Genomic DNA, 26,695 nt, shown 5'->3' on the forward strand with positions numbered 1-26,695 from the left:
ACATTCCCTCTCGACTGCATCCCTTGGCCTTCGGGTGCCGCCCCTATTGGGCAATTAAACCTAAAGTATTTAGCCTCAGTTTAATTTCGCTGAGGTCTCGCCCCCTTGGAGGATACCGCGCTCCCGATGGTCAGACGCAACCGGCCGCCTCCCTGCGACTCATTCCGAAATTATCCCGCAGCATCACCGACAGGCAATTCCAGCCGCCGCGTTATCCCGATACTCCTGAGGAAAGTTTCGTCGTGGCTGACCACCAGCATCGCCCCATCATAAGCGCGCAGCCCGGCCTCGACCGCGGCGATCGAGTCGATGTCGAGATGGTTGGTCGGCTCGTCGAGGATCAACAGCGGCGGCGGTGATGATCCCAGGACGCAGGCGAGGCCCGCCCGCAGCAATTGCCCGCCGCTCAGCGTCGATACGGCCTGCAGCGCAGCGTCTGCTCTGAACATGAAGCGGGCAAGCGCCGCCCGGCAGGTATTTTCATCGGCCAGCGGATTGATCCGGCGAAAATTGTCGCGGATCGAGGCCGACGGATCGAGAAGGCTGACCTTCTGATCGAGCATCGAGAGGTCGGTCATGACGTTGACCGTGCCGGCCCAGGGTTTCAGCTCGCCGGCAATAAGCGCCAGCAAGGTCGTCTTGCCCGAGCCGTTGCGGCCGGTGACGGCGATACGTTCCGGTCCCGTCACGTCGAGGGAGAGATTGCGGATGACGGGATCACCCGGCTGGTAGCCCGATGTCACGCCATCCATCTTCAGCACGATCTTGCCGGCCGGCAGCCCGGTCGGCGGCAGGGTGACCGTCAAGGGCTGGAGGATCTCGATCTTCTCGCGCGCCACCCTTGCCTCTTCCAGCGCCTGGGCGCGCCGGCGTTCGGCGAGGCGGGCATTGTCGCCGCCGGTCGTTTCGCTCCGCTCCTTCATGCCGCCGAGCATGATGCGCGGTATGCCGCCCTTGGCGGCGATCTTCCGTCCAGCGCTGTCCCGCTGCGCCTGGCGCTCCACCGTCGCCTGCGCCTTCCTTGCCACCTCGGCCATGCGTTTGTCAGCTTCAGTGAGATCATGCCGTGCCGCTGCGAGCTCAAGCGCCTTGCGCTCGCGATAATAGCTCCAGTTGCCGCCGTAGCGCGCGGCACCGAGCGACGTCAGTTCGACAATCGCGTCGACACTTTCGAGCAGTTCCCGGTCATGGCTGACGATGATGGCGCCGGCCCGCCAGCCTGACATCAGCGCGATCACCGCGTCGCGGCCCTCGCGGTCGAGATTGTTTGTGGGTTCGTCGAGCAGCAGAAAGTCCGGCTCGGTGAAAACAAGCGCCGCAAGCCCGGCACGGGTGCGCTGCCCGCCGGAGAGCACGGCAAGCGGCGTCTCCGGCAGCGCGTCGAGCCCTGTCCGATTGAGCGCTGCGGCGATGCGCGCCTCCAGCACCCAGTCCGCGGATGCCACCTCGTCGGCCGTTGCCTCGCCGGCTTCGGCACGGCGAAGAATAGCGAGCGCGTCGGTCACGCCGAAGAGATCGGCAACCGTTTCGTCAGACGTCACCTGAACGCTCTGCCGCAGCACGCCGAGACTGCCGCTGACGGATACCGTCCCCGAATGCGACTGGAGTTCCCCGGAGACGAGCTTGAGCAGCGTCGTCTTGCCGACGCCGTTGCGCCCGACGAGACCGGTACGCTCCGCCCCGAAACTCAGGTCAAGATTGGAAAAAAGCGGCCGCCCGTCAGGCGCGGACCATGAAATTTGAGAAAGAATGATGGATGCAGGCATGGATATGGATGTCCCCGTTGGCAAGGCGAACTGGCGTTGCGATCGGGTTGAAATCCATTGCGGCACACATCCTGTTGAAATGGTCGATGGCAGGTAATTTAGGGAATGAAGGCTGAAGGTTCAAGAAGGGGAACGATCAGAGAAGGCGTAGGAAGTTGCCCCTCACCCTAACCCTCTCCCCGTAAACGGGGCGAGGGGACGTGCCTTGCGAGACGTCGGCGAGGAACGGAGAGGTTGCTGCTATTCCCCTTCGCCCCGCGAGCGGGGAGAAGGTGCCGGCAGGCGGATGAGGGGCTTACGGCAGTCAGCAGACCTACCGCTTTAAGCTCCCCAAGATCCCGCGCACCAGAGCCCGGCCGACTTGAGTCGCCACTGTGCGCGCAACGCTCTTCATTGCCGCTTCCACCACCGTTTCGCGCTGATAGCCGGACGCCCGGCCGCGCGATTGGCCGCGGCCCTGGTTGTCATCGTCATTGCCGCCGCCGAAGCCCGGCAGGTTCCAGCCGGAGGTCGAGTTGCCCTGCTGCGGAGGCGCTTCTTCCTGGGCTCGCTTGGCGGCCTCGGCATCGGCCGCCTTCTTCGCTCGTGCGGCCAGCAGTTCGAAGGCGGATTCGCGGTCGACATCCTCGTCGTAGACGCCGAGAACCGGACTCTTGTCCATGATCTGCCGGCGCTCGTCATCGGTCACCGGGCCGACGCGGCCGGAGGGTGGGCGCACCAGCGTGCGCTCGACGATCGAAGGCGCGCCCTTGGCCTCCAGCGTCGAGACCAGCGCCTCGCCGGTGCCGAGATTGGTGATGACGGTGGCGCAATCGAAGGCCGGATTCGCACGGAATGTATCGGCCGCCGTCCTCACCGCCTTCTGCTCGCGCGGCGAATAGGCGCGCAGCGCATGCTGCGCCCGGTTGCCGAGCTGGGCGAGCACCGTTTCGGGCACGTCGAGCGGATTCTGTGTGACGAAATAGACGCCGACGCCCTTGGAACGAATCAGCCGTACGACCTGCTCGACACGTTCGGTCAGCACCTTCGGCGCATCGTTGAAGAGCAGGTGCGCCTCGTCGAAGAAGAAGACGAGCTTCGGCTTGTCGGGGTCGCCCACCTCGGGCAATTCCTCGAAAAGCTCGGAGAGCAGCCAGAGCAGGAAAGTGGCGTAAAGCCGCGGGTTCATCATAAGCTTGTCGGCAGCCAGCACCGAGATCTGGCCGTAGCCGTTGTTGCTGGTGCGCATGATGTCGGAAATCTTCAGCGCCGGTTCACCGAAGAAATGCTCCGCACCCTGCTGTTCGAGTACGAGCAGCGCCCGCTGGATCGAGCCGACCGAGGCCTTGGAGATCAGCCCGTACTGGCTGGAAAGTTGGCTGGCGTTCTCGCCCATATAGTTGAGCAGCGAGCTGAAATCCTTGAGATCGAGCAGCGGCAGGCCGCCCTGGTCGGCGATTTTGAAGGCGATGTTGATGACGCCTTCCTGCGGTTCGGAGGCATCCATCAGCCGGGCGAGCAGCAGCGGTCCCATCTCGGCGATGGTGGTGCGCACCCGGTGGCCCTTCTCGCCGAACAGATCCCAGAAAATCACCGGAAACTGGTCGAATTCATAGTCGGTGAAGCCGATCTGCTCGGCACGCTTCGTCAGGAAATCCTTGGGCTCGCCCTTGGCGGCGATGCCGGAAAGATCGCCCTTGATATCAGCCGCAAAGACCGGAACACCGGCGCGGGAGAAGCCTTCGGCCAGCACCTGCAGCGTCACCGTCTTGCCAGTGCCGGTAGCGCCGGTGACGAGGCCGTGGCGGTTGCCGAATTTCAGGTCGAGATATTCCGGCTTGTTGATGCTGTCATCGGGATTGCGGCTCGCGCCGATGAAAATCTTGCCTTCCTCGATCATCCGGAATGCTCCCTTGGGGCTCTGCCGCCATTTGTATGAGAAGGCTTGCTTCTGCTGCCTTCATCGAACCATCGTTTCCCTGTTATAAGCAGGCATGCGCATGCGGACAACTGTTTGCATTGAAAGCAAAACCGGACAAAGTGGCGCCCGGCGAGGGGCTGGCTTGAGTTGCTGTCAAAATCTCGATTAACGCTGACGTTAACGTCAAAAAAACAGGAGGCTGAACGATGAATGAAATTGTGACCCAGATCGCCGATCGCGTAGGTATTGCGCCTGATTTGGCCGAAAAGGCGCTCGGCATGATGCTCGGTTTCCTGCAGCGCGAGGCCGCCGATGGCCCGGTTGCCAAGATGATCGAAGCGATCCCCGGCGGCGCCGATCTAGTCGCCCAGTTCAACGGCGCAGGTGCCGGCGGCGGCGGTCTGCTCGGCGGGCTGATGAGCTCGCTCGGCGGCGGCGGCATCATGGGGCTCGGCCAGCAGCTGATGGGCGAAGGCTTCGGCATGGGCGAGATCACCTCGCTTGCCAAGGAAACCATCGCGATTGCCAAACAATATGCCGGCGAAGAGGTCGTCGACGAGGTCGTCGCTTCCGTCCCGGGCCTCAGCCAGTTCGTCTGAGACAAGGGATCGGCAGGAGCCTCGCTTTGTTGCGGGGCTCACTGTTCCCGCCACACCGGGGTGAAAAGCAAGCACTGTCCCTATGGAAGGAGAGCAGATGGCCATCTGGCGCCCATCGCAGCAGATCAGGGTGAAGGTGATCGGCCTCGCCTGGCGGAAAGATCAGCTCCTTGCGGCTGAAGTGGAGGATGACAGCGGCCGCATCAAGGGCGTTCGCCCGCTCGGCGGCGCGATCGAATTCGGTGAGAGCCGCGAAGAGGCCCTGCACCGCGAATTTGGCGAGGAACTCCAGACCGATATCCGGATCGTCGGCCCCTGGCATCTGCTTGAAAATATCTACGAGCATCATGGCGCGACCGGTCACGAATTCATCTTCGCCGCCGACATCGAACTGGCCAATGCATCGCTCTATGAACGCGACGAAATCCGCTACTGCGAACTCGACGAGACGGCGGCGACAGCGCGCTGGTTCGGCCGCGACCGGCTGCGTAACGCCGGCATCGATCTCTATCCGACAGGCCTCGACAAACTGCTGTCGCGCTGGCGCGATTGAGCCGAGACGACACCATTTCGACGCCGTGTAGTCCGATCGCCAAACTTTGATCGCCTGCGTTCGCTCCTTGGGAACAATGAGGTTATAATGCTGTTTCTGCCGCATCGCTGAAACCATAGGGAATAGCATCATGCGTATGTTTCTCGCAGCAGCCTCGATCATTCTCCTCGGCTTCGCCGCGCCGGCCTTTTCCCAGGCGCTTGCTGATATGGACTATAGCGGCCGCTTCGGCGGTATGCCGCCCGGCACGGTGCCGGGGGCGGAATCCAATGGCGCACTGATGATTCCACTCGATCCAGTCGAAACCGGTGACATCAACGTCGTCATTCCGCGGGATCGGCCCACTTGCCCACGGCCCGGAACGCGTCAGTACCGCGCGGCCGAGCGCAACGGTACGCTAAGCGACGCCTGCCGCTGACGGGATAGTCCCGGATTGGAAAGCAGAACCGTCTTTATTTGCCGTTTCTATGCAACAAAACGCCGAGTTCATGCCACTGCCGCCTGTCGCGCTGGATCAGTTCGTAGGCGCAAGCCGGTCCCATGCTGCCCGGCGCGTAAGCGTCGGGTACGCTCTGATCCTCAGCCCAGATGTCGAGGAAGGGTTGCACCGCCGCCCATCCGGCCTCGATGCCGTCGGCGCGCTGGAACAGGGTCTGGTCGCCGATGAAGAGATCGTAGAGCAGCGATTCATAGCCGGTCGTCTTGGCGATATCGAATTTGTCGGCATAGCGGAAATCGAGCGAGACCGGCACGGTATCGACGGAAAGCCCCGGCGATTTGATCGAGATTTCCATGCTCATGCCCTCGTCGGGCTGCACCTGGATCACCAGCCGGTTTGGCGGCAGGCGACTATTGACCTCGGTCTCGCGAAACTGCGCAAACGGCACCGGCTGGAAGGTGATGACGATCTCGGTGTCGCGCGCCGTCAGCGCCTTGCCAGTCCTGAGATAGAAGGGCACACCGGCCCAGCGCCAGGTATCGGCATAGAGTTTCAGCGCCACGAAGGTCTCAGTCCTGCTGTCGGGCGAGATGTCCTTTGTGTCGCGATAGGCCGGAAGCTCGGCGCCATTGAGCGGGCCTGCGCCATAGGCGCCGCGCACGCCATGCGTCTTGGCTTCCTCAGGCGTATAGATGCGCAGCGCCTTCAGCACCTTGCTCTTCTCGTTGCGGATTGCTTCGGCATCGAAGCTGTTTGGCGGCTCCATGGCGATCATCGCCAGCAGTTGGAAGAGATGGTTCGGCACCATGTCGCGCAGCGCGCCGGTTGCATCATAGAATTTGCCGCGGCTGCCGACATCGACGATCTCGGCGGCGGTGATCTGCACATGGTCGATATAGCGGTTATTCCACAAGGACTCGATCATCATATTGGCAAAGCGCGCCGTCATCAGGTTCTGCACCGTCTCCTTGCCGAGGAAATGGTCGAGCCGGTAGACTTGGCTTTCTTCGACCTGGGCGAGAATCTGCGCATTGAGCGCCTGTGCCGAGGCGAGATCGGTGCCGAACGGCTTCTCGATCGCGACGCGGCGGAAGACGCCGTCGCTTTCATCGGTCAGCCCGTGGGCGGCGAGCTTCTCGACGATCGTGCCGAAAAAGGATGGCGGCACCGCGAGATAAAAAGCGGCATTGGCATTCGGCCCCAGCCGCTTGCCGATCTCGACGAAAATATCGTCCTTGGTGAAATCCCCGGACGTATAGGAAATGCGCCGGCGCAGGCTCTCCCAGGCCTCGTCCTTCACCGTCGGCTCTTCGCCGCCCAGATGGCTGAGGAATTGGTCGAGCCGCCCGCGCAGAAACTCGTCGTCACCTGGCTCTATGCCGATGCCGAGAATGTGGAGATCCTCGCCGACGAGGCGGCTGCGCGTCAGATTGATGATCGCCGGCACCAGCAGCCGGCGCGTCAGATCTCCCGTGGCGCCGAAGATGACGAGAGTGACCGGCGGGGTAGGGGCAGCGTCCATGTGTCATCTCCTTGGATTTTCCGGCCGACTATACTGCGCGCCGGCTTTGCCGCAACATAGGCGGTGAGGGGTAACAGGCATTTGACATCCTCTGGCGCTCTCGGCCGCCCCTCATCCGCCTGCCGGCACCTTCTCCCCGCAGGCGGGGCGAAGGGGATATGCCGCGACCTCTCCGTTCCCCGCCAGCCTCTCGCGGGCCACGTCCCCTCGCCCCGTTTTTACGGGGAGAGGGTTAGGGTGAGGGGCAAGCCACACGGTAGGTTTAGGTGAGGGCTACCATCGGCGCGAACCGGACATGCCGGCAGCGGCCGGCTTTACCCCTTCACCGCCACCATGAAAATCCTAGGAAACCGCAGCAGCACCCGTCCGTCCGACATCTTTGGATAGGCCTTTTCCAACCGCTCCAGATAATCCGCCAGGAAGGCGTCGCGATGCTTTTCGCCGGCATTGCCGAGATAGGGCATCAGACCGGTTCCCTTCACCCATTCGACGATCGCCGCGGCATCCGCCATCGGGTGATTGTAGATGGTGTGCCAGATATCGACGCGTGAAGCTTTGGCGATCAGCCTGGAGTAATAGGTGGACGGTGGCGGCAGCACCTTGCGGCGCACGCTCTTCGCCTCGAAGGCAGTCTTCCACGGGCCGGCATGCGCCGTTTGCTCCATCGCCAGATGTGAGGGTTCGCCGAGATTGTCGGGCATCTGCACGGCCAGCACGCCGCCTTCGGAAAGCCCGTCCATCAGCCGGTCGAAGATATCGAGATGATCGGGAAGCCATTGGAAGACAGCATTGGCAAACAAAAGGTCGGCGGGTGCGGCCGGCTGCCAGCGGGTGAGATCGGCCTCGACGAAGACAGTACCTGGAAGCCGCTTGCGCGCTGCCTCCAGCATGTTCATGTCGCTATCGACGCCGGAGACGCCGGTGGCCCCATAGCGCCGGATGATCAGCTCGGTCGAATTGCCCGGGCCGCAGCCGAGATCGATGGCATGACGAATGTTTTGCAGCGGCACCTGTGCCAACAGGTCACGCGCCGGTCGCGTGCGCTCGTCCTCGAATTTCACATACTGGTTGGCGGACCATGCCATGATGCTCGCTCCTGCTGTCAGGCCACATCTTCCATGTGGCGGATGCGGATCTTGTCGATGTTGCGGCCGTCGAGATTGATGGCCTCATCGGCAAAGTCGTTGGCGACGAAGCCTCACTCAGCCGACACAAGTATTTTGTCCACGCGCCTCCCGTCGAGATCGACGACTTCGAAGCGCCATCCATCTCTCGTGAAGCTCTCGCCCAATTCCGGCAGATGTTTCAACTCTTCCAGCACCAGGCCAGCGACAGTCTGATACTCCAGATCGCCATCGAGCCTGAGGTTTAGGAATTCAGCGAACTCGTCAATCGGCGTCCAGCCCGACACGAGGTAGGAGCCGTCGTCTCGACGAGCGATGGCCTGTTCATCGACAGGTCCCTCCTGGAGAGCCCCCATGATTGCTTCCAAAATGTCGCCTGACGAAACAATCCCCTCGAAGTGGCCGTACTCGTCGAAAACCAGCACCATGTGAACGGGCGATTTCCGGATGGATTCAATAACATTGATGGCAGTCGAAAGGTCCGAAACCACCGGAACCTCTTGCGTCAGAGCCTTGATGTCGGCACTGCCGTGTTCGGACATCGCGTCGTAGAAGTCCTTAACCGGAAGGATGCCGATCACCTCGTCCGAACTGCCTTTCCGAACGGGCAACCGCGACCGCTTCGTCCCGTGCAATTGGGTCCGAATGTCATCAAGGCTGTCGTCAATATCGATAATTTCGACGTCCCGCCGGGGCGTCATAAGCGCTCGCGCAGTGCGGTCCGCCAGCCGCATGACGCCTGATATCATCGCGGACTCTTCGCTTTCGATCACGCCGGCCGACTGCGCCTCGGCCAGAACGGTTTTGATCTCTGCGTCAGAGACATTGTCGCCGCCTTTTCCTGTTTGGCCCAAGAGCTTAAGCACAAGATTTCCGGAGGCGTTGAGAAGCCACACGAGTGGCAGCGCGACTTTTGAAAGTACCGCCATAGCGGGTGCGACCTTGGCCGCAACCGCTTCGGGTTCCCGCAATGCAATCTGCTTGGGAACAAGTTCGCCGACGATCAATGAAAGATATGTGATTGCCACAACGACTGAACCGACGCCCATGGCATCAGCCGCCGTCGATGACATCCCCTGGGCCTCCAGCCAGCCGCTCAGGCGGCCGCCGAGCGTGGCCCCTGAGAAAGCCCCGGACAGAACGCCGACCAGCGTGATGCCGATCTGCACCGTAGAGAGAAAACGACCGGGATTCTCGGCAAGTTTGATCGCTTGAGCTGCACCCTTGCTTCCATTGTCGGAGAGAACTTTCAGGCGGGCCGTTCGAGAAGAGACAACAGCCAACTCCGACATGGCGAGCACACCGTTCAGGATGGTGAGAAACGCCACAATTCCAATTTCCAGAAACACAGGGACCCTATTCGTTGAGGTTGTAATGCCGCATTTATCAGGCGAAGCGGCGAGGCATTCGAAGGAACGCTATATAGACGCCCATATGCATCGCCTATCGTCTTTCCATCATTGTGTTGACACCAATGCAGGTTCCATCAGGCCGCTCCTCTGAAGTGAAAGTCATGGGCCATCGGTAAATCCGGGTAGGCCCCGCGGCCACCCGTCATCGACAATGGTCTGGGAAGCGGCTCTCTGCGGGAGCGTTGATATGCTTGAGGCGAGGCGGCGTCATCGCACGTTCTACAGTGGTCGCCTGCTTCCTCGGTCGGGAGATCCCGGTTGGGAGGGGCGGAGCTTGTACTGGATGGGTCACTGTCAGGCATGGCACAATTTTGACGGTGAAACAGTGCCGACGCAAGAGGTGCCCGGCGAAAATCCTTATAGCGTCTTGATGTGACAGTTTCGACAACGGCAGCATCACCGCGTTTGCGCGTCTTAAAAGAGGCGCAGCAGGCTGCCCGGTCATAAGTAAAGCCGGAGCAATACACCGTAAATTAACAGCCTTTTCGTATTTTCCTTAAATTGCGAACGATTTCCGCGACGTGCAGGCACGTCTCGAAATCAGTTCTCGGTCAGGGGAAGCCGGGACGGAATAGATCGGTGCGCGATCGATGACCTGCCCGCTCGAGGAGGTTAGGCGTATGCAGTTCAAATCGGCTACCGGACGCAACATTTTTTCCGTGGCGGCCTGCGGTGTCATCGCCACGATCGCGGCATCGGGCGTTCTTTTTTACATCGCCTATAACGACATGCGCAAATCGAGCCTCGACGAGATGCTCCAGATCGCTGCTGCCAATGCGCTCAACGTCGAGAAATCGATGAGCGTGGCGCTCGGCATCGTCAATGCGTTGGAAATATCGCTATCGACGATGAAGGACGGCGGAAACGCCAATCGTGCGGCCGCCGACGACCTGCTGAAGAACACGCTGCAGGATAATCCGATGGCGCTTGGTGTTTGGACCGGTTGGGAACCGAATGCTTTCGACGGCAAGGACAAGGATTTCGTCGGCAAGGAAGGCCACGACACGACCGGCCGCTACCTGCCCTACTGGGTGCGCAGTGGCGACAAGATCCAGCACACGCCGCTGGTCGATTATGGCGTGTCTGGCGCCGGCGATTACTATCAGCTTCCCTTTACCCAGAAAAAGACCGTCGTCATCGAACCCTATGTCTACGCGGTCGACGGCAAGGACGTGCTGATGACTTCGGTCGCCAAGCCGATCATGGTCGATGGCAAGGCGCTGGGCGTCGCCGGCATGGACATTTCGCTCGACGACGCCAACAAGGCGATCTCCGCAGTCCACCCGATGGAGACCGGCTATCTCAGCTTGGTGACGGGCGCTGGCGGCATCATCAGCCATCCCTCCGCCGAACTCGCAGGCAAGAATATCAAGGACGGCGGCGATCTCACGGCCGGCTGGGATCAGTTGATCGCCAAGCCCGGCGTCGCGCAGGAGATCGCAGGCCCGGACGGCCAGACCTATTTCTCGGTCGCCTATCCGGTAAAGCTCACGAATGACCTGAACTGGTACGCCATTGTTTCGGTGCCTAAATCCACCGTCTTTGCCCAACTCAACAACATGGCCTGGAGCGCCGTTGCGATCACCGCCATCGCTGCACTCCTGCTCGGTCTCGCAGGCTGGCTCATTGCCCGCAAATTCATCCGCCGCATTGAGGGCGTGATTGCCGAGACTGACCGCATCGCCCATGGCCAACTCGACGTGCAATTGAACGACAAGAATGCCAAAGACGAAATCGGCGACCTCTCCCGCTCCCTCGCCATCCTGCTGGAAAACAATCGCCAGAAGATCAAGCTCGAAGCCGATGCGGAAACCTCCCGGTCCCGCGAAGAGATCGAACGACAGCAACGTTCCGTCCTCCACGCCGCCCGCGAGGATTCGATCAAGTTCGCGGTGAGCGAACTCGGCAACGGACTGGCCGGCCTATCCAATGGAGACATGACCATCCGGCTGGAAAAGCCATTCGCCGACTCCCTTGACGAAATCCGCATCAATTTCAACGCGTCTGTCGAAAAGCTCCAGGCGGCGCTGATTTCCTTCTCCGAAAACGCTGCCGTCATTCAGGCCGGTTCGGAAGAAATCCGCTCGGGCGCCGACGATCTCGCCCGCCGCACCGAACAGCAGGCCGCTTCCGTCGAGGAGACCGCCGCCGCGCTCGAGCAGATCACCACCTCGGTCAAGGACTCCACCCTTCGGGCCGAGGAGGCGGGAACGCTCGTCAGCCGCACCAAGGATGGTGCTGAAAAGTCCGGAGAGATCGTGCGCAATGCCGTCGACGCCATGACCGGCATCGAGCAATCCTCGCAGTCGATCTCCAACATCATCGGCGTGATCGACGATATTGCCTTCCAGACCAACCTGCTGGCCCTCAATGCAGGCGTCGAGGCAGCACGCGCGGGGGAGGCCGGCAAGGGCTTTGCCGTCGTCGCACAAGAAGTGCGCGAACTGGCGCAGCGCTCGGCGACGGCCGCCAAGGAGATCAAGGCGCTGATCACCTCGTCCGGCGCCCAGGTCAAGCGTGGCGTCGATCTCGTCGGCCAGACCGGCAAGGCGCTGCAGGCGATCGTTGCCGAAGTCCAGCAGATCAACAGCAATGTCCAGGCGGTCGTCCAGGCCGCCCGTGAACAGTCGACGGGTCTTCTGGAGATCAACACGGCGGTCAACCAGATGGACCAGTCGACCCAGAAGAATGCCGCAATGGTCGAGGAATCGAATGCCGCCTCGCACACGCTGGTGACGGAGGTGTCTGCCCTCTCGGAGCGTCTGGCACAGTTCAATCTCGGCCAGGCGGCCAACGCGGCTCCTGCCGCGCGGACGACTGCCAGGCCGTTGGCGCGCCCGGTCGCGGCGACGCTTGCGGCGCGCAGACCGGTTCCCGCCTCGGCCACCGACCACGCCAGGCCCGCTCCGTCACCAGCCCGCGCACTCGGCGGCAAGCTCGCAGCCGCCTTCGGCACGTCGGCCGCACAAGCTTCGACCGAGGGCAACTGGGAAGAGTTTTAGTCTTGAGGCTGGTGGTGAAAACCCAATGCTGACGAAGGAATTGCGAACCGGGGCTTAATGGTGAAGTATTGCACGACCGTGAGCTGCTCTGACGTTCTCGGGAAGCTTCTCCAATCAACGCCGAGGTCACGATGCTCATTATCTTTGGCGGTCTGCCTGGCAGTGGAAAGACGACGATCGCCCGCGCTTTGGCCGAGCGGTTGTATGCGGTCCATGTGCGCGTCGATACCATCGAGCAAGCAATCCGCGCCTCCGGAATTGCCGACGATGCCGGGCCTGCAGGCTATATCGCGGCTTATGGTATTGCCGGAGACAATCTGACCCTCGGCAGGACCGTTATCGCCGACTCCGTCAATCCGCTCCGGATAACCAGGTCAGCATGGCGTTCGGTCGCGCAGGCTGCCGGGGTGACAGCGGCGGAGGTCGAGATCGTTTGCTCGGACAAAGCCGAGCACCGCAAGCGTGCTGAAACGCGCCTCACCGACGTCGAAGGTCTGGTGAAGCCGACATGGCAGGAGATTTCCGAAAGAGCCTATGACGAATGGCACGATGCAATCGTCATCGATACAGCTTCGAAAACGGTCGACGCCGTTTTGGACGAACTGGTGAGCCGATTGAAATCGGCTCCTGCCAAAAGCCTGGCATAACCGACGAAGGAACGCATGATGCCGTCCGAAAAACGGCATCATGCGCTCACGCCGTCACGCCGCGAGAATAGTAATCCCGTAGGCATTGGCCGCCGCCGTCATGCGGGCGATGGTTTCCGCCGAAGGGCTGGCCTTCGGGGGCTCGGTCGCGCCTTCCGCTTCGATGAACTCGGCCATATCTCGATCGACGACCGCGGAAAAGACCACGGGTACGGTTCCGCGGTTGGAATAGCCGTGCACCATGAAGGGCGGGATGGTGACGATGTCGCCGGCGCTGGCCTCGATCTCTTCGGGGCCGCTGTCGCTCAGGCGCCAGATCGTTAGGTTTCCCTCGATGATGCGGAACACTTCCGGGCTCGCATGCGCATGTTTCGGCGTTCGGCTGCCTGATGGCACGGTGACATCGAATATATTGAGCCAGGTTCCGCTGATCCTAAGCCGCCGCTCGACCCGGTCGCCGAGGACGAAAAACCGCTTGGCCTCGTCGCTTGCAGGCATTTTCACAGATGAGTTGGACATCATGTCTCTTTCTTTTTCTTACGGGCTTATTCTTGCGGGCGCAGCCGTTAGACCTTTGCAACGCCTTTGACAACCCGCCTGTCGTTGGGGGTAACATCGCCGAGCGCTTTCATAGAAGCGCGCTATATCAGCCGAAGCGCTGAACAAACGGCTCCATTGCCAGGGGTTCAACGCCGCTCGCGCGCCACTGCGTCACGAGACTGTCGGGGCCGATATCGGTACTTCGGGGCGTTTCCGCAAGGTCCGCCAATGCCGCATCAGCTATGCGGAAATGACTGAGGCCGCAGCGGTTCGAAAGGTTCTGCGCCCGTAATACCGCCGACACAGAAGGGGTGCATAGAACGCGGCGGCTGTTCTTGGCCTTCCCTGGGGCCGTTCTTCCACGCCGTCCCGGCATTCACATTGATGGAGCGCATCCATGTCCTCTCTTCCCGTCGTCGGCGCCGCCATGACGCTCGACGAAGTCGAACTGCACCGTGACTGGCTGTTCGAAAAGTCCCGCGATCTCGAATTGCAGAGCTTCATCGATGCCGAGGTTCTGAACGGCGACTGGGCGCCGCTTGCCGCCCGCGCCAGGCGGCTTCTCGACGGTCATGGCGGCCGCCTCGGCATTCACGGCCCGTTCTGGGGCTTCACCATCGCCTCGGAAGATCCCGATATCCGCGCCATCGTCACAAAACGCCTGCTGCAGGGCCTCGATGTCTGCGCCGCCATCGGCGCGACCCATATGGTCATCCACAGCCCCTATGCGTCCTGGTCCTACAACAATCTCGACGACAATGCCGGCGCCCGTGAAGCGTTGGCCGAGCGCACGCACATGACCCTGCGCGACGCCGTCAGGCGCGCCGAGGATATCGGCTGCACCATGGTCATCGAGAACATCGAGGACAAGGATCCGCATAGTCGCGTGGCGCTTGCCGAGAGCTTCCAATCGCCTGCCGTCGCCGTCTCGATCGATACCGGCCACGCCCATTATGCCCATGGCTATACCGGTGCGCCGCCGGTCGATTATTACGTCAAGGCCGCCGGCAATCGCCTGCAGCATGTCCACCTGCAGGATGCCGACGGCTATGCCGACCGCCACTGGAGCCTCGGCGAAGGCACGATCCGCTGGCATGCCGTCTTTGCGGCCCTTGCCAAGCTCGAAAGCAACCCGCGCCTCATCATCGAGATTAAGGACAAGTCGAAGATCCCGGCCTCTGCTGCCTATCTCGCCTCGATCGGTCTGGCTGAATAAGGGTCGTTGCAAAGCGGCCTGGCTCCCTCTTCTCCCCTCGGGGAGAAGGTGCCCGTAGGGCGGATGGGGGCCGCACGGCAAAACATTTACTATTGCCCTTCGCTTGCGCTCAGCGCATTCGCGGCTTTGCCGCTCACCCCCTCATCGCCTCGCTATCGCTCCGGCACTTCTCCCCGCTGGGGAGAAGAGGACAGTGGCGGCGCTTTGCTCCTCCCCTGCTCGCCACGAGCAGGGGAGGGCGGAGCTCCCTCATGAAAACCGGGTAATCACGCTGATCCCTGTGGCCTCAGCCTTGTCGAGCGCCATCAGCGCCGGCACGGCTTCCTCGAGGCTGACGCGGCGTCCGATCAGCTTCTGCGGCGCGATCTTGCCGGCCGAAAGCATCGACAGCATGGCGTCGTAACGCCAGGCCTGCATGCCGTGGCTGCCGTAGATTTCCAACTCGTGGCCGATGACCTGCGCCATCGGGATTTGCGGTGTCGCATGCTCGCCGAGCATCAACCCCACCTGCACATGCCGTCCGCGCCGGCGCAGGTTCTTGATCGAGTTGAAGCAGGTGACGGGATGGCCGAGCGCGTCGATCGAGACATGCGCGCCGCCCTTGGTGATCTCGCGGACTGCCTCCGCCACGTCGGCGACGCCTGACGCATTGACCGTCGCCACCGCCCCGCACTCCCGCGCAAAGGCAAGCTTCTCCTCGGATATATCGATGCCGATCGCATTCGCCCCGAGCGCGGTGGCGATCATGATCGCCGACAGGCCGACACCGCCGCAGCCATGCACGGCGATCCATTCGCCAGGCCCGGTGCGCGCCTGGTCCGCGACGGCGCGAAATGAGGTGGCGAAGCGGCAGCCGAGGCTTGCCGCCGTCGCATCCTCGATCGTATCGGGCAGGTGCACCAGATTGGTGTCGGCATAATCGATCGCCACATATTCGGCAAACGATCCCCAATGGGTGAAGCCCGGCTGGAACTGGTTCGGGCAGACCTGCTGGTTGCCGGAATGGCACTCCCCACAATGGCCGCAGCCGGAAACGAAGGGCACAGTCACCCGGTCGCCCACCTTGAAGCGCATCACGCCGCGGCCGGTGGCGACGATTCGCCCGGCAAGCTCGTGTCCAGGCACATGCGGCAGGCGGATATCGGGGTCGTGCCCCATCCAGCCGTGCCAGTCGCTGCGGCAGAGCCCGCTGGCCCCGACCGCTATGACGACGCCGTCCTCGGTTGGCGTCGGATCGGGCAGGGTGCGGATTTCGGGCGCCTGTTCGAAGGCTTCGTAGAACATGGCTTTCATCGGCGTTTTCCCTTGCTGCTTATTCCGAAATTGCACCCATCATCGCATGCGGCAAGCGGCCATTCCAACATTCCATTCCATCATTTTTGCTGATGAACCCATCGCTGAAGCCGCTGTTGCTGCGCACGAATATTGCGGCGGGATCGCATCCTCCGGCATTTTCTTGCTTCCGTGTTTCCGCGCGGGATTTGTCCTTGACCCGGCTTGCCGCGGCGGTTTTTCCTTTTCCGGCTTCAGGAGGAGACCATCATGGCCGTCGATACATCACCCCGTTCAACCACTTGGACTCATGTCGACGGGGAGTGGCTCCCCGGCAATCCGCCGCTGATCGGGCCGACCTCGCATGCCATGTGGCTCGGCTCCACGGTCTTCGACGGCGCCCGCTGGTTCGACGGCATCGCGCCGGATCTCGACCTGCACTGCCAGCGCATCAACCGCTCGGCGCTCGCCATGGGCCTGAAGCCGGTGAAATCAGCCGAGGAGATCGTGGCACTTGCCTGGGAAGGCGTCGCGAAATTCGATGGCGCCACACCGATCTACATCAAGCCGATGTATTGGGGCGAACACGGTTCTCCGGGCAGCGTCGTCTCGGTCGATGGGGACTCGACCCGCTTCGCGCTCTGCCTGTTCGAGGCGCCGATGGGCGGCCATGGCGGCACAAGCCTCACCGTCTCGCCCTATCGCCGCCCGTCGCCGGAAACGGCGATGACCGAGGCGAAGACCGGCTCGCTCTATCCAAATAGCGGCCGCATGATCGCCGAGGCGCGCAGCCGCGGTTTCGACAATGCGCTGGTGCGCGACCTGAACGGCAACGTCGTCGAGACCGCCTCGTCGAACGTCTTCATGGTCAGGGACGGCGTGGTGATGACACCCGCCGCCAACCGCACTTTCCTCGCCGGCATTACGCGTTCCCGCGTCATCGGTCTGCTGCGCAAGGCCGGTTTCGACGTGCATGAAGCAGCGCTCTCCGTCGAGGACTTCATGCAAGCCGACGAGATCTTCACCACCGGCAATTATTCCAAAGTCGTCGGCGTCATCCGCCTCGACGGCCGCGACCTCCAGGAAGGCCCGGTCACCCGCAAGGCGCTGGAGCTCTACATGGACTGGGCCTTCGGCAGAAGCGAGAGTGAAGAGTGAGGGTGAGAAGCGGTTCGGCGAAGCCGAAGCAATCGATCCAGTGAATCGATTGCAGCGACGAACGCCCGAAGCGCAAGCGCAGGGCCGGGGCGGCCGCCTGTCGCAGAACTGAGATCCGCATCCACCCCCCTCTGCCCGGCAGGGCAGAGGGGGTGCCACCTTACCCGAGCCCGACGCCAAGAGCAGGCCTACCCACCCTTCACGTCATCCACTTCCGATGCTCCGCAAATCTCTCCGCCAAGAGGTCGATGAACAGCCGCACCTTCGTCGGCAGATGGCTGCGGTTGGGATAGACCGCGTTGATATTGAATTCGACCGGCCGGTAGTCCGGCATGATCTTCACCAGCCGCCCTTCGGCGATGTCGTCGAACACCACGAAACTCGGCGCCAGGAAGATGCCGCGCCCGGTCAGCGTCAGGAAGCGCAGCATCTCGGCACTGTTGGAAACGACGTTGCCGCTGATCTTGACGCTCTCCTTGTTGCCTTCGCCATCCTCGAAGCGCCATTCGTCGCCATAGGGGTAATAGGCATATTGCAGGCAATTGTGATCGGCGACCTCGGCCGGCGCCTTCGGCATCGGATGGGTCTCGAAATAGGCCGGCGAGCAGACGAGCATATGGCGCCATGGCGTCAGCTTGCGGGCGACGAGCGATGAATCCGGCGGTGGTACCGTGCGCATCACCAGGTCGTAGCCATCCTCGATCATGTCGACCATCCGCTCGCCGACGCTGAAATCGAGTGCGATCGACGGATAGAGTTCCATAAATTCGCTGACGACAGGCAGCAGGAAACGCACGATGGCGCTACTGGTGTAGACCTTCAGCGTGCCGCGCGGCGTCGTGCTCAGCGCGCCCGCCGTCCGGTCCGCCTCATCGAGCTCGGCCAGGATCTGTGACGAACGCTCATAATAATATTTGCCGGTTTCCGTCAGGCTGACCTTGCGCGTCGTGCGGTTAAGCAGCCGCACACCGAGCCGATCCTCCAGCGATTGCACGTGGTTGCCGACCATGGTGACGGACATGTTGAGCCGGCGCGCGGCGGCGGAAAAACCGCCGCATTCGACCACGCGGCCAAAGACTGTGAGGCTTGTCAGCCGATCCATATTGCCCTCGGATTATCCGCTGAGAGTTGATGATCCTTCCCGATTTAAGCAGATTATCAAAATGAATGTCAGGGTGCATTTTCCTTCGCATCGAACGGGGCCTCTCACAGAGGAGGCCAACGCTGAAGGAGAGTTAGGATGGTCGAGTTACCCCACAGGCAAGTTTTCGAAAGTGCGAGGCAAGCCGAGCAGATCCTGGCCGAGGAAGCCGCCAGGGCGCCAGCCGCCGAGGCGCCTCCCATGCCTGTCTCCGAAGCGCCGGTCGCCGAAGCACCAGCCACCGAAGCACCGTTTGCGGAAACTCCCAAACAGACCGGCCGCTGCATCGTCAAGCGCGCCGTCCTTGCCGCCGCGCTGCTTGCCGGCATCGCTTTCGCAGGCGATTTCGGCTACCGCTACTGGACGGTCGGCCGCTTCATCGAATCCACCGACGATGCCTATGTGAAGGCCGATTACACCACCGTCGCCCCGAAGGTTGCCGGCTATATCAGCCAAGTGCTGGTCAACGACAATGACGCGATCAAGGCCGGCCAGGTTCTCGCCCGTATCGACGACCGCGATTTCCAGGCCGCACTGTCGCAGGCGAAGGCCGATGTGAAAGCCGCCGAAGCCGCCATCACCAATATCGACGCCCAGATCGCCCTGCAGCAGTCGGTGATCGAGCAGGCCAAGGCGACGATCGATGCCTCGCAGGCCTCGCTGGACTTTGCCGTGTCCGATGCCGCCCGCTCGGCCCGCCTGATCACCAACGGCGCCGGCACCCAGTCTCGCGCCGAGCAGACCCAGTCAGCCCGCGACCAGGCCGCTGCCGCCCTCGAGCGCGACCGGGCGGCCCTCGTCACGGCTCAGAATAGGGTGCCGGTGCTTCAGACTGAGCGCGAACAGACGGTTGCCCAGCGTGACCGTGCGGTCGCCGCCGCCCATCAGGCAGAACTCAACCTCTCCTATACCGACATCGTCGCCGCCGTCGACGGCACGGTCGGCGCCCGGTCTATCCGGGTCGGCCAATATGTCACCTCGGGCACGCAGCTGATGGCGGTCGTGCCGCTGCACGCGGTCTACGTCGTCGCCAATTTCAAGGAGACGCAGCTGACCTATATCAGCCCCGGCCAGTCGGTCGAGATCAAGGTCGACAGCTTTCCCGATATCTCGATCAGGGGTCATGTCGACAGCGTTTCGCCGGCAAGCGGGCTGGAATTCTCGCTGCTGCCGCCGGACAATGCCACCGGCAACTTCACCAAGATCGTCCAACGCATCCCGGTCAAGATCGTCATTGATGATGAGGCTCTGAGCGGCCTGTTGCGCTCGGGCATGTCGGTCGAGCCCGAAATCGACACCAAGGCTGCCCAGACCGAAGCTGCCGAGACCAAGCCTGCCCAAGCCCCTGGAACAGCCGGATTACCCAGCCACGCTGGATGATCCTACCCTTGTTCGCCCAATTATCCCGATCATTCCCGAATGATCCGATCATTCCCGAATGATCACGCGAACCCCGTCATGAGAAAGTTTTCCGCAAGAGCCGGAAGGAGATAGGTCATGGCCACTCTTCAGATCGCCGCAAACGGCAATGCGCTGGCGCGCCCCGCCGCCGCAGCGCCCGCGACACCTGCCGCGCTGAGCCCGCTGCGCATGTGGGCAGCCGTTGTCGGCTCGACGCTCGGCGCCTTCATGGCGGTCCTCAACATTCAGATCGTCAATGCTTCGCTGGCCGATATCCAGGGAGCGATCGGCGCCGGCACGGATGACGGTGGTTGGATTTCCACCTCCTATCTGATCGCCGAAATCGTCGTCATTCCCTTGAGCGCTTGGCTGGCGCGCGTCTTCTCGGTCCGCAATTATCTGCTTGCTAACGCCATCCTCTTCCTGATCTTTTCCGTTGCCTGCGCCTTCGCGGCCAATCTGCAGCAGATGATCATCCTGCGCGCCATTCAGGGCTTTTCCGGCGGCGTGCTGATCCCGATGGCCTTTACCATCATCATCACGCTGCTGCCCAAGGCCAAGCAGCCGATCGGCCTTGCCCTCTTTGCCCTGTCGGCAACCTTCGCACCGGCCATCGGCCCGACGATCGGCGGTTACCTCACCGAGAATTGGGGCTGGGAATATATCTTCTATGTCAACTTGGTGCCCGGCGCGCTGATGGTCGGCATGCTCTGGGCTTCGCTCGATCGCGGGCCGATGAACCTGAAGCTGCTCGCCAAGGGCGACTGGCCGGGCATCGTCACCATGGCGATCGGCCTGGCGGCCCTGCAGACGGTGTTGGAAGAAGGCAACAAGGAAGACTGGTTCGGCTCCGATTTCATCGTCCGCCTTTCGGTCATTGCTGCCGTCTCGCTGACGCTGTTCCTGATCATCGAACTGCATGCCGCCCATCCGCTCTTGAACCTCCGCCTGTTGGTGCGCCGCAACTTCGGCTTCGGCATCGTCGCCAATTTCCTGCTCGGCATTGCGCTTTACGGCTCGGTCTTCGTGCTGCCGATCTATCTGACCCGCATCCAGGGCTATAATTCCGAGCAGATCGGCATGGTTCTCGCCTGGACCGGTATTCCGCAGCTGCTGCTGATTCCGCTGGTGCCACGGCTGATGAAGCGTTTCGATGTGCGCCTGCTGATCATCATCGGCTTTGCACTTTTCGCCGCCTCGAACTTCATGAACGTGCACATGACCGGCGATTATGCGAGCGACCAGCTGTTCTGGCCGAACATTGTCCGAGCTATCGGCCAGGCGCTCGTCTTCACGCCCCTCTCGGCGATCGCCACCGCAGGCATCGAGCAGGAGAATGCCGGCTCGGCTTCGGCGCTTTTCAACATGATGCGCAATCTCGGCGGCGCCGTCGGCATCGCCTCGCTGCAGACCTTCCTGTCGAAACGCGAACAGTTCCACTCGAATATCCTGACCAATTCGGTCTCGGTCTTCGAGGAAGCCACCCGCGATCGCATTGCCAGGCTCACCGGCTATTTCATGAGCCACGGCGTCAGCGATCAGGCGCTTGCCAGCCACAAGGCTGTCGTCGCCATCGCGCTCAAAATACGTAAGCAGGCCAATATCATGGCCTTCAGCGACACGTTCTTCCTGCTCGGCGTGGCCCTGGTCGTCGCCCTGCTTGCAAGCCTGCTTCTGAGGAAACCCGGTCAACTCTCCGGCGGCGGCGCTCACTAGCGCCTTGCGGCCCTCAAGGAGGAGAAAGCCATGACGCCAGCGATCCATGCCCCCGATATCGACAGGCTCCAGCCCAAGGCCGCCGGCTATGCCGTCAGTGTCGGCGCACTGCTCTCCATCATCGAATGGCTCTCCGGCGACGAATGCCACGCGCTCGACGAAGTCGGCCTCGTCTCCGGCCTTGGCCGGCGGCTTCAGGCGCTTGGCCTTCCGATCGACCGGTTGACGCTGCATCTGATGACCCTGCATCCCGAGTTCATCGGCCGCACCATCGCCTGGGCGCCGGGTGAACCGGTCGAGATCCATGATCGGGAACACGGCGCGCGCGTCGCCATATCAAATACGCCGCTGCGCAAGGTCATGGAAACTCGCGAGCCGCTGGTCGTCGATACCGGCGAAAGCGTGCATGGCCGCTGGCAGCATATCGATGTCTTCGCCGATCGCGGCCTGATGCAGCTCGTCATCGCGCCGCTCTGCAATGTCGACGGCCCGGTCAGCGCCGCCGTCTTCGGCACGAAGCGGCCGGGCGGCTTCACCGCCTCCGAGCGTCAGGTGATCGAGCGAATCTTGCCGGCGCTGCGCAACACCAGCGAACTGCGCATCCTTCGCCAGGTCGAGCTCAGCCTGCTCGATACCTATATCGGCCCGCTGACGGCAAGCCGCATCCTGGCCGGCCGCATCCGCCGCGACGAGATCGAATCGATGGAGGCAGCGCTGCTGCTCTGCGATCTGCGCGGCTTCACCGAGCTGTCGAACCGGCTGCCCGGCAGCACCGTGCTCGGGCTGCTGAACGCCTATTTCGACAGGATCGTACCGGCCATCACCCGCGAGGGCGGCGAAGTGCTGAAATTCATGGGCGACGCCGTGCTTGCCTTCTTCCCGGGTTATGATGCCGCCCATTCCTGCGGTGCGGCCCTGGCATCGGCCCGCGCCATCCTCGATGAGATCGACCATTTCCAATACGAGGGCATCGGCGTGAAGGCCGGAATCGCTCTGCACTACGGCGAGGTCAGCTACGGCAACGTCGGCTCCGGCCGCCGCCTCGACTTCACCCTGATCGGCGGCGACGTCAACCTGGTCAGCCGCATCCAGACCGCCTGCAGCGAACTCGGAGAAGCCTTGCTGATGTCGGCGCCGTTCCGTGAGGAAGCGCGGGCAGGGGATGTGGTGTCGGTCGGGTCGCACAGGCTGAAGGGTTTTGCCGATGCGGTCGAGCTGTTCACGATTGTGCGGTAGGTGAGCCCACCCAGCTGGCAGAATCCAGATTTCTGGTCCGCCCCTTCCGCCTGCCGGCACCTTCTCCCGCTCGCGGGGAGAAGGGATATGCCGCGACGCCTCTACTGCCTTCCACCGTTGCTTGAGGCACGTCCCCTCTCCCCGTCAGAACGGGGAGAGGGTTAGGGTGAGGGGCAGCTTTATTGCTGTGAGGTCAGGCAGTTCATTCCCAACCCCCCAACGCCCACTTGCATAAAATGCATGGCAGGTTTGCCCAAAACGGCTTCGTCCTCCCCCATCTTTTCGCCATAGTGACACCGAAATTCCGTAAGCGGGGAGGAAGAGGCCTATGACTGTGCTGTTCGACGAACAAGGCGAGATCATCCGTGAACTGGGTGTTGCCGCCGATATCGACCCTGAGCGGGAGATCGAACGGCGAACCGCTTTCCTCAAGGACTATCTCGTCGCCTCCGGCATGCGCGGCTACGTCCTCGGCATCAGCGGCGGCGTCGATTCGCTGACGGCGGCGCTGCTGGCTCAAAAGGCGGTGCGCGAGCTGCGGGAAGGCGGCCATGCGGCCGAATTCATCGCCGTGCGCCTTCCCTATGCTGTCCAGGCGGATGAGGCCGATGCGGTGAGGGCGCTGGAAACGATCGGCGCCGACCGCTCTATGGTGGTCAACATCAAGGCGCCGGCGGATGCGATGCTTGCCGCTGCGCTAAACGGCGGCCTCGCCTTTGCCGATGCTGGCCGTCAGGATTTCATCCTCGGCAATATCAAGGCGCGCCAGCGGATGATTGCCCAGTTCGCCCTTGCCGGGGCGCTTGGCAGCCTCGTCATCGGCACCGATCATGCGGCCGAGGCGGTCATGGGTTTCTTCACCAAGTTCGGCGACGGCGCCGCCGATATCCTGCCGCTCGCCGGCCTCAACAAGCGCCGCGTCCGCCTGCTGGCAAAACGGCTCGGCGCCCCGGACGAACTGGTGTTCAAGGTGCCCACAGCCGATCTCGAGGACCAGCGGCCGCTGCGCCCCGACGAGGAGGCCTATGGCGTCAGCTATGACGAGATCGACGATTTCCTCGAAGGCAAGCCGGTCGGCGAGATCGCCCGCCGCCGCATCCTCGCCGCCTATCGGGCGACAGCCCACAAGCGGGCTTTGCCGGTGGCTGTGAGCGCCCTCTGACGGTCGCCCAAGCGGGATGCGCGCGGACGCGACCTGGATTTACGGCCTGACCGGCTCGCCCGTCCGTCCTGACGAAGCGAGATAGGCATGCGGCGCGAAATAGACGCCGTCGGCATCGAAGGCCTCGAGGTCTTCGGCCTGCAGCGCCTCGCGCACCTTCGGCCGTGCCGCAACACGGGCCATGAAGCCGTGCAGCGCCGGCCATTGCTTGAGATCGATATCGGTCCAAGGCGACCAGTTCAGGCAGACGAAGAGATAGGCATCCGCCACCGTGAACGCATCGCCGGTGAGATAGGGTCCGGCAAGACGACCGTTCAGCCATGTCAGCCGCTTCGATATCAGCGCGCGGACCTCCCTATGAACGCTGGAATAAATCGGATTGAAGAGCAGCACCATCGGCTTGTGCAGCTCGGCGGTGATGAAGTTGAGATAGGATTGCACCTCGTTGCGGCGGATATTGCCGAGCTCAGGCAAAAGGGCTGCCCCTTCGGGCACACTGTCGGCGAGGAACTGCACGATCGCCGGCCCCTCGGTCAGCACCTTGCCATCGTCGAGCATCAGCGCCGGCACATAGCCGTTGCCGTTGATCGCGAGATAATCCTCGCCGGTGCTCGTCCTGTGGGTCTGCCGGTCGACCGGAACGAGCTCGATATCAAGGCCCAGCTCCCGGCAGATGATGTGCGGCGAAAGCGAGCAGGCCGCGGCATGCATATAAAGTTTCATTGCGGTTTCCTCTCCTTATGGAGGCGGTCGATGCCGACCCCGTCGATAGCGTTGAACATTTGTACTGTTTCGTATAAAATGGTTCTCGTCAAGAATTTAATGCGAAACGGTACAAATATGAGGGACGAGAAGAAGCGCGGCCGCCCGAGGGCTTTCGACGCCCAGGCGGCGCTCGGCAAGGCGCGGGATGTCTTCTGGGACAGGGGGTTTGCCGCCGCCTCGCTCGATAATCTGAGTGCGGCGACCAACCTCAACCGCCCGAGCCTTTACGGCGCCTTCGGCGACAAGGAGGATCTCTATCTCGATACGCTGGAGGGCTATCGGCAGGACGGCATGAATACGCTCGCCGAGGCGCTCGACCCGTCACTGCCGCTGCGCGACAATATCGCCCGCGTCTATGCCGGTGCGCTGGCGATCTATCTGCATGGCGAAACCGCGGCCCGCGGCTGTCTGCTGATCGGCACGGCATCGGCCGAGGCGGTCCAGCATGAGCGGGTCCGCGAGGTGCTCGGCCGCAGTCTCAACGATTTCGACGACGAGATTGAAAAGCGCATGCGCCTTGGCATGGAAAGAGGCGAGCTTCCCCAAAGCGCCGATCCGCAGATGCTTGCCAGGCTTGCCTCCGCCGTCATGCATTCGCTCGCCGTCCGCGCCCGTGCCGGCGACAGCCGCGAGACGCTGGAAGCGATTGCCCGCTCGGGCGTCGAGCTGATCTGTGGGAAAGCCCTTTAGCCGGATGTCTTAGGATCCCGCGGCCGTACCATCCAGGCATAGGCCGCGCCGACGACAAGCAGCACGGAGGTGCCGAGGAAAACCGCCCGCATGCCGATATGGCCGCCGACAAAGCCGCCAAGGATGGGGCCGGCCACCTGGCCGACATATTGCGAGGAAATCGAAAGCCCGAGAATGCTGCCGGCCGCACTATCCGGCACGCTGTGCCGGATGACCGCGGCGATGCAGGGCAGCAGCCCGCCGAGCGCCACACCCATCAGGAAACGCAGGATGATCAGCTGCCAGGAACTGGTGACGAAGGCCTGCGGTATCAGCAGCAGCCCGGCGACGGCGAGCGCGCCTGCAATCACCGGCCAATGGCCGATCCTGTCGGCGAGCTTGCCGAGCCATGAGGCCGACAGAATGCTGCCAAGGGCAGCCGCCGACATGACGATGCCCGATATCATCGTCACCTGGGATTCGACGGGCACGAGCTGCGCGACATAGACCGTGATGATCGGCTCGATCGACATATTGGCGAACATCAGCAGCATGCCTGTCGCCAGCATGGCGATGACAGGCCGCTTGTCGGCGATCGATTTCCAGCCGCCGCTGGCCTTAGCCGCCTGCTTGCGGGCTGGCGACTTCTCCTCTTTGATCAGCAAGGATGTGGCGAGAAAAGCAAGGAAGATCATGCCGCCGGCGGCAAGAAACGTGCCGCGGATGCCGATGACGGGCGGCAGCGCCCCGCCGATCAGCGGCCCGACGAGATTGCCCGCCATGATGCCGGAGGAGAGCACGCCGAGCGCCCAGGCCGAACGGTCCTTCGGCGTCTGCGTCGCCACCAGCACCATCGAGCCGGAGGCATAACCGCCGGCAAGCCCGACGAAAAGGCGCAGCGCCACCAGCTGCCAGACGTTGCCGGCCATGCCCATCAGCGAGATCGCCAGCGTCATGCCGAGGCTAGCGCGCACCAGCATCAGCTTGCGGCCGTAAATATCGCCGAGCCGGCCCCAGAGCGGCGCGACGAGAGCCGCGGCGAAGAAGGTGGCGCCATAGGCGATGCCCGACCATTGCACGATGTCAGCATGGTCGCTGACGCCGAGTTCCTCGACATAAAGCGGCAGGAAGGGAAGCAGCAGCGTCATCGCCACGATCGTGGTGAAGGAGCCGATCAGCGAGATGGTAAGGTTGCGCTTCCAGAAGACCGAGCCCGGCCTGGCGCTAGCGGCGTCCAATTGCGTATCGGTCATTCTCTCGGCCTCGGCATTGATTCTACAGCGCCGCGCGTCTTTTAAGGCGCGCAAAGGACGCTGTAACACATTGAAATCTGCATATTTCCTCAAATCGGTTCCGATTTGAGGAAATATGCGGCAGGCGAAGTTCCGCCGCGCCTAATGAAACGATGTGTTCTTTACCGCGGCGAGGAGATCGGCGCAGTGAATCTGTCCTGAG

22 protein-coding genes are annotated in these 26,695 nt (G+C 62.4%); 12 read left to right on the forward strand and 10 right to left on the reverse strand.

What is annotated here, in order from left to right; all coding sequences use genetic code 11:
- Window positions 1–170: 170 nt before the first annotated feature.
- Together N2600_RS05755 and N2600_RS05760 are read right to left on the reverse strand one after the other, a co-directional pair.
- Window positions 171–1,766 (reverse strand): ABC-F family ATP-binding cassette domain-containing protein, encoded by a 1,596-nt coding sequence (locus N2600_RS05755; RefSeq protein ID WP_260298386.1) that lies wholly within the window; start codon window positions 1,764–1,766, stop codon window positions 171–173.
- A 313-nt stretch (window positions 1,767–2,079) separates the two neighbouring features.
- Entirely contained in the window at window positions 2,080–3,645 is a 1,566-nt protein-coding gene (locus tag N2600_RS05760) for a helicase HerA-like C-terminal domain-containing protein (protein WP_222386167.1), read from the reverse strand.
- Window positions 3,646–3,872: 227 nt separating this feature from the next.
- Here N2600_RS05760 and N2600_RS05765 point away from each other — a divergent pair, with 227 nt between their 5' ends.
- From N2600_RS05765 to N2600_RS05775, 3 genes are all read left to right on the forward strand, one after another.
- The gene (locus N2600_RS05765) at window positions 3,873–4,265 is read left to right on the forward strand and encodes a hypothetical protein (protein WP_260298387.1); all 393 of its coding nucleotides are present in this window, start codon (window positions 3,873–3,875) and stop codon (window positions 4,263–4,265) included.
- A 97-nt stretch (window positions 4,266–4,362) separates the two neighbouring features.
- Window positions 4,363–4,818: an NUDIX hydrolase gene (locus N2600_RS05770; protein ID WP_222386168.1), complete on the forward strand. Its 456-nt coding sequence runs from the start codon at window positions 4,363–4,365 to the stop codon at window positions 4,816–4,818.
- Window positions 4,819–4,948: 130 nt separating this feature from the next.
- Window positions 4,949–5,236 (forward strand): hypothetical protein, encoded by a 288-nt coding sequence (locus tag N2600_RS05775; protein ID WP_222386169.1) that lies wholly within the window; start codon window positions 4,949–4,951, stop codon window positions 5,234–5,236.
- Window positions 5,237–5,270: 34 nt separating this feature from the next.
- On the opposite strand, the gene zwf is transcribed toward N2600_RS05775, so the two are convergent.
- The 3 genes from zwf to N2600_RS05790 all read right to left on the reverse strand — a co-directional run bounded on the left by zwf (window position 5,271) and on the right by N2600_RS05790 (window position 9,252).
- On the reverse strand, window positions 5,271–6,779 hold the full coding sequence (zwf, locus tag N2600_RS05780; protein ID WP_260298390.1) for a glucose-6-phosphate dehydrogenase: 1,509 nt from the start codon (window positions 6,777–6,779) through the stop codon (window positions 5,271–5,273).
- A 314-nt stretch (window positions 6,780–7,093) separates the two neighbouring features.
- Window positions 7,094–7,864 carry a trans-aconitate 2-methyltransferase gene (tam, locus tag N2600_RS05785; protein WP_260298391.1) on the reverse strand — a complete coding sequence of 257 codons (771 nt, stop codon included), beginning with the start codon at window positions 7,862–7,864 and terminating at the stop codon, window positions 7,094–7,096.
- A 113-nt stretch (window positions 7,865–7,977) separates the two neighbouring features.
- Window positions 7,978–9,252: a hemolysin family protein gene (locus N2600_RS05790; protein WP_260298392.1), complete on the reverse strand. Its 1,275-nt coding sequence runs from the start codon at window positions 9,250–9,252 to the stop codon at window positions 7,978–7,980.
- Window positions 9,253–9,935: 683 nt separating this feature from the next.
- Here N2600_RS05790 and N2600_RS05795 point away from each other — a divergent pair.
- Window positions 9,936–12,317: a methyl-accepting chemotaxis protein gene (locus N2600_RS05795; RefSeq protein ID WP_260298393.1), complete on the forward strand. Its 2,382-nt coding sequence runs from the start codon at window positions 9,936–9,938 to the stop codon at window positions 12,315–12,317.
- Between the two features lie 131 nt (window positions 12,318–12,448).
- A complete protein-coding gene (locus N2600_RS05800; RefSeq protein WP_170263154.1) occupies window positions 12,449–12,964 on the forward strand; it encodes an AAA family ATPase in 516 nt (171 codons plus the stop codon).
- Window positions 12,965–13,018: 54 nt separating this feature from the next.
- On the opposite strand, the gene N2600_RS05805 is transcribed toward N2600_RS05800, so the two are convergent.
- Window positions 13,019–13,486 (reverse strand): cupin domain-containing protein, encoded by a 468-nt coding sequence (locus N2600_RS05805; protein ID WP_260298394.1) that lies wholly within the window; start codon window positions 13,484–13,486, stop codon window positions 13,019–13,021.
- 415 nt (window positions 13,487–13,901) lie between these two features.
- Here N2600_RS05805 and N2600_RS05810 point away from each other — a divergent pair, with 415 nt between their 5' ends.
- A complete protein-coding gene (locus N2600_RS05810; protein WP_260298395.1) occupies window positions 13,902–14,720 on the forward strand; it encodes a sugar phosphate isomerase/epimerase family protein in 819 nt (272 codons plus the stop codon).
- 249 nt (window positions 14,721–14,969) lie between these two features.
- Here the strand turns inward: N2600_RS05810 and N2600_RS05815 are convergent, their stop codons facing one another.
- Window positions 14,970–16,013, reverse strand: coding sequence for a zinc-dependent alcohol dehydrogenase family protein (locus N2600_RS05815; RefSeq protein ID WP_260298396.1), 1,044 nt, complete (start codon window positions 16,011–16,013; stop codon window positions 14,970–14,972).
- 249 nt (window positions 16,014–16,262) lie between these two features.
- On the opposite strand from N2600_RS05815, the gene N2600_RS05820 reads away from it, so the two are divergent.
- The gene (locus N2600_RS05820) at window positions 16,263–17,150 is read left to right on the forward strand and encodes a branched-chain amino acid aminotransferase (RefSeq protein ID WP_260298398.1); all 888 of its coding nucleotides are present in this window, start codon (window positions 16,263–16,265) and stop codon (window positions 17,148–17,150) included.
- 199 nt (window positions 17,151–17,349) lie between these two features.
- On the opposite strand, the gene N2600_RS05825 is transcribed toward N2600_RS05820, so the two are convergent.
- Entirely contained in the window at window positions 17,350–18,252 is a 903-nt protein-coding gene (locus N2600_RS05825; protein WP_170258730.1) for a LysR family transcriptional regulator, read from the reverse strand.
- A gap of 138 nt (window positions 18,253–18,390) precedes the next feature.
- Between N2600_RS05825 and N2600_RS05830 the strand changes: the two genes are divergently transcribed.
- From N2600_RS05830 to nadE, 4 genes are all read left to right on the forward strand, one after another.
- Window positions 18,391–19,671, forward strand: coding sequence for an HlyD family secretion protein (locus N2600_RS05830; protein WP_260298399.1), 1,281 nt, complete (start codon window positions 18,391–18,393; stop codon window positions 19,669–19,671).
- Between the two features lie 117 nt (window positions 19,672–19,788).
- Window positions 19,789–21,408 carry an MDR family MFS transporter gene (locus N2600_RS05835; RefSeq protein ID WP_260298401.1) on the forward strand — a complete coding sequence of 540 codons (1,620 nt, stop codon included), beginning with the start codon at window positions 19,789–19,791 and terminating at the stop codon, window positions 21,406–21,408.
- 30 nt (window positions 21,409–21,438) lie between these two features.
- A complete protein-coding gene (locus N2600_RS05840) occupies window positions 21,439–22,644 on the forward strand; it encodes an adenylate/guanylate cyclase domain-containing protein (protein ID WP_222386177.1) in 1,206 nt (401 codons plus the stop codon).
- A gap of 328 nt (window positions 22,645–22,972) precedes the next feature.
- Window positions 22,973–23,806 (forward strand): ammonia-dependent NAD(+) synthetase, encoded by an 834-nt coding sequence (gene nadE, locus N2600_RS05845; RefSeq protein WP_017963487.1) that lies wholly within the window; start codon window positions 22,973–22,975, stop codon window positions 23,804–23,806.
- A gap of 39 nt (window positions 23,807–23,845) precedes the next feature.
- Here the strand turns inward: nadE and gstA are convergent, their stop codons facing one another.
- The gene (gstA, locus tag N2600_RS05850) at window positions 23,846–24,529 is read right to left on the reverse strand and encodes a glutathione transferase GstA (RefSeq protein ID WP_222281915.1); all 684 of its coding nucleotides are present in this window, start codon (window positions 24,527–24,529) and stop codon (window positions 23,846–23,848) included.
- A gap of 117 nt (window positions 24,530–24,646) precedes the next feature.
- Here gstA and N2600_RS05855 point away from each other — a divergent pair, with 117 nt between their 5' ends.
- Window positions 24,647–25,261, forward strand: coding sequence for a TetR/AcrR family transcriptional regulator (locus N2600_RS05855; protein WP_260298403.1), 615 nt, complete (start codon window positions 24,647–24,649; stop codon window positions 25,259–25,261).
- Here the strand turns inward: N2600_RS05855 and N2600_RS05860 are convergent.
- Window positions 25,258–26,493 (reverse strand): multidrug efflux MFS transporter, encoded by a 1,236-nt coding sequence (locus N2600_RS05860; protein WP_222386180.1) that lies wholly within the window; start codon window positions 26,491–26,493, stop codon window positions 25,258–25,260. The two genes, N2600_RS05855 and N2600_RS05860, sit on opposite strands and share 4 nt — an antisense overlap.
- Window positions 26,494–26,695 lie beyond the last annotated feature (202 nt).

Origin of the sequence: Rhizobium sp. WSM1274 (assembly GCF_025200775.1) — a bacterium.
In the GTDB taxonomy this organism is placed as follows: domain Bacteria; phylum Pseudomonadota; class Alphaproteobacteria; order Rhizobiales; family Rhizobiaceae; genus Rhizobium; species Rhizobium leguminosarum_I.

Bases quoted from the DNA above. Each gene is read 5' to 3' on its own strand.
- N2600_RS05755 (WP_260298386.1), bottom strand. From the start codon at position 1,766: ATGCCTGCATCCATCATTCTTTCTCAAATTTCATGGTCCGCGCCTGAC.
- N2600_RS05760 (WP_222386167.1), bottom strand. From the start codon at position 3,645: ATGATCGAGGAAGGCAAGATTTTCATCGGCGCGAGCCGCAATCCCGAT.
- N2600_RS05765 (WP_260298387.1), top strand. From the start codon at position 3,873: ATGAATGAAATTGTGACCCAGATCGCCGATCGCGTAGGTATTGCGCCT.
- N2600_RS05770 (WP_222386168.1), top strand. From the start codon at position 4,363: ATGGCCATCTGGCGCCCATCGCAGCAGATCAGGGTGAAGGTGATCGGC.
- N2600_RS05775 (WP_222386169.1), top strand. From the start codon at position 4,949: ATGCGTATGTTTCTCGCAGCAGCCTCGATCATTCTCCTCGGCTTCGCC.
- zwf (WP_260298390.1), bottom strand. From the start codon at position 6,779: ATGGACGCTGCCCCTACCCCGCCGGTCACTCTCGTCATCTTCGGCGCC.
- tam (WP_260298391.1), bottom strand. From the start codon at position 7,864: ATGGCATGGTCCGCCAACCAGTATGTGAAATTCGAGGACGAGCGCACG.
- N2600_RS05795 (WP_260298393.1), top strand. From the start codon at position 9,936: ATGCAGTTCAAATCGGCTACCGGACGCAACATTTTTTCCGTGGCGGCC.
- N2600_RS05800 (WP_170263154.1), top strand. From the start codon at position 12,449: ATGCTCATTATCTTTGGCGGTCTGCCTGGCAGTGGAAAGACGACGATC.
- N2600_RS05805 (WP_260298394.1), bottom strand. From the start codon at position 13,486: ATGATGTCCAACTCATCTGTGAAAATGCCTGCAAGCGACGAGGCCAAG.
- N2600_RS05810 (WP_260298395.1), top strand. From the start codon at position 13,902: ATGTCCTCTCTTCCCGTCGTCGGCGCCGCCATGACGCTCGACGAAGTC.
- N2600_RS05815 (WP_260298396.1), bottom strand. From the start codon at position 16,013: ATGAAAGCCATGTTCTACGAAGCCTTCGAACAGGCGCCCGAAATCCGC.
- N2600_RS05820 (WP_260298398.1), top strand. From the start codon at position 16,263: ATGGCCGTCGATACATCACCCCGTTCAACCACTTGGACTCATGTCGAC.
- N2600_RS05825 (WP_170258730.1), bottom strand. From the start codon at position 18,252: ATGGATCGGCTGACAAGCCTCACAGTCTTTGGCCGCGTGGTCGAATGC.
- N2600_RS05830 (WP_260298399.1), top strand. From the start codon at position 18,391: ATGGTCGAGTTACCCCACAGGCAAGTTTTCGAAAGTGCGAGGCAAGCC.
- N2600_RS05835 (WP_260298401.1), top strand. From the start codon at position 19,789: ATGGCCACTCTTCAGATCGCCGCAAACGGCAATGCGCTGGCGCGCCCC.
- N2600_RS05840 (WP_222386177.1), top strand. From the start codon at position 21,439: ATGACGCCAGCGATCCATGCCCCCGATATCGACAGGCTCCAGCCCAAG.
- nadE (WP_017963487.1), top strand. From the start codon at position 22,973: ATGACTGTGCTGTTCGACGAACAAGGCGAGATCATCCGTGAACTGGGT.
- gstA (WP_222281915.1), bottom strand. From the start codon at position 24,529: ATGAAACTTTATATGCATGCCGCGGCCTGCTCGCTTTCGCCGCACATC.
- N2600_RS05855 (WP_260298403.1), top strand. From the start codon at position 24,647: ATGAGGGACGAGAAGAAGCGCGGCCGCCCGAGGGCTTTCGACGCCCAG.
- N2600_RS05860 (WP_222386180.1), bottom strand. From the start codon at position 26,493: ATGACCGATACGCAATTGGACGCCGCTAGCGCCAGGCCGGGCTCGGTC.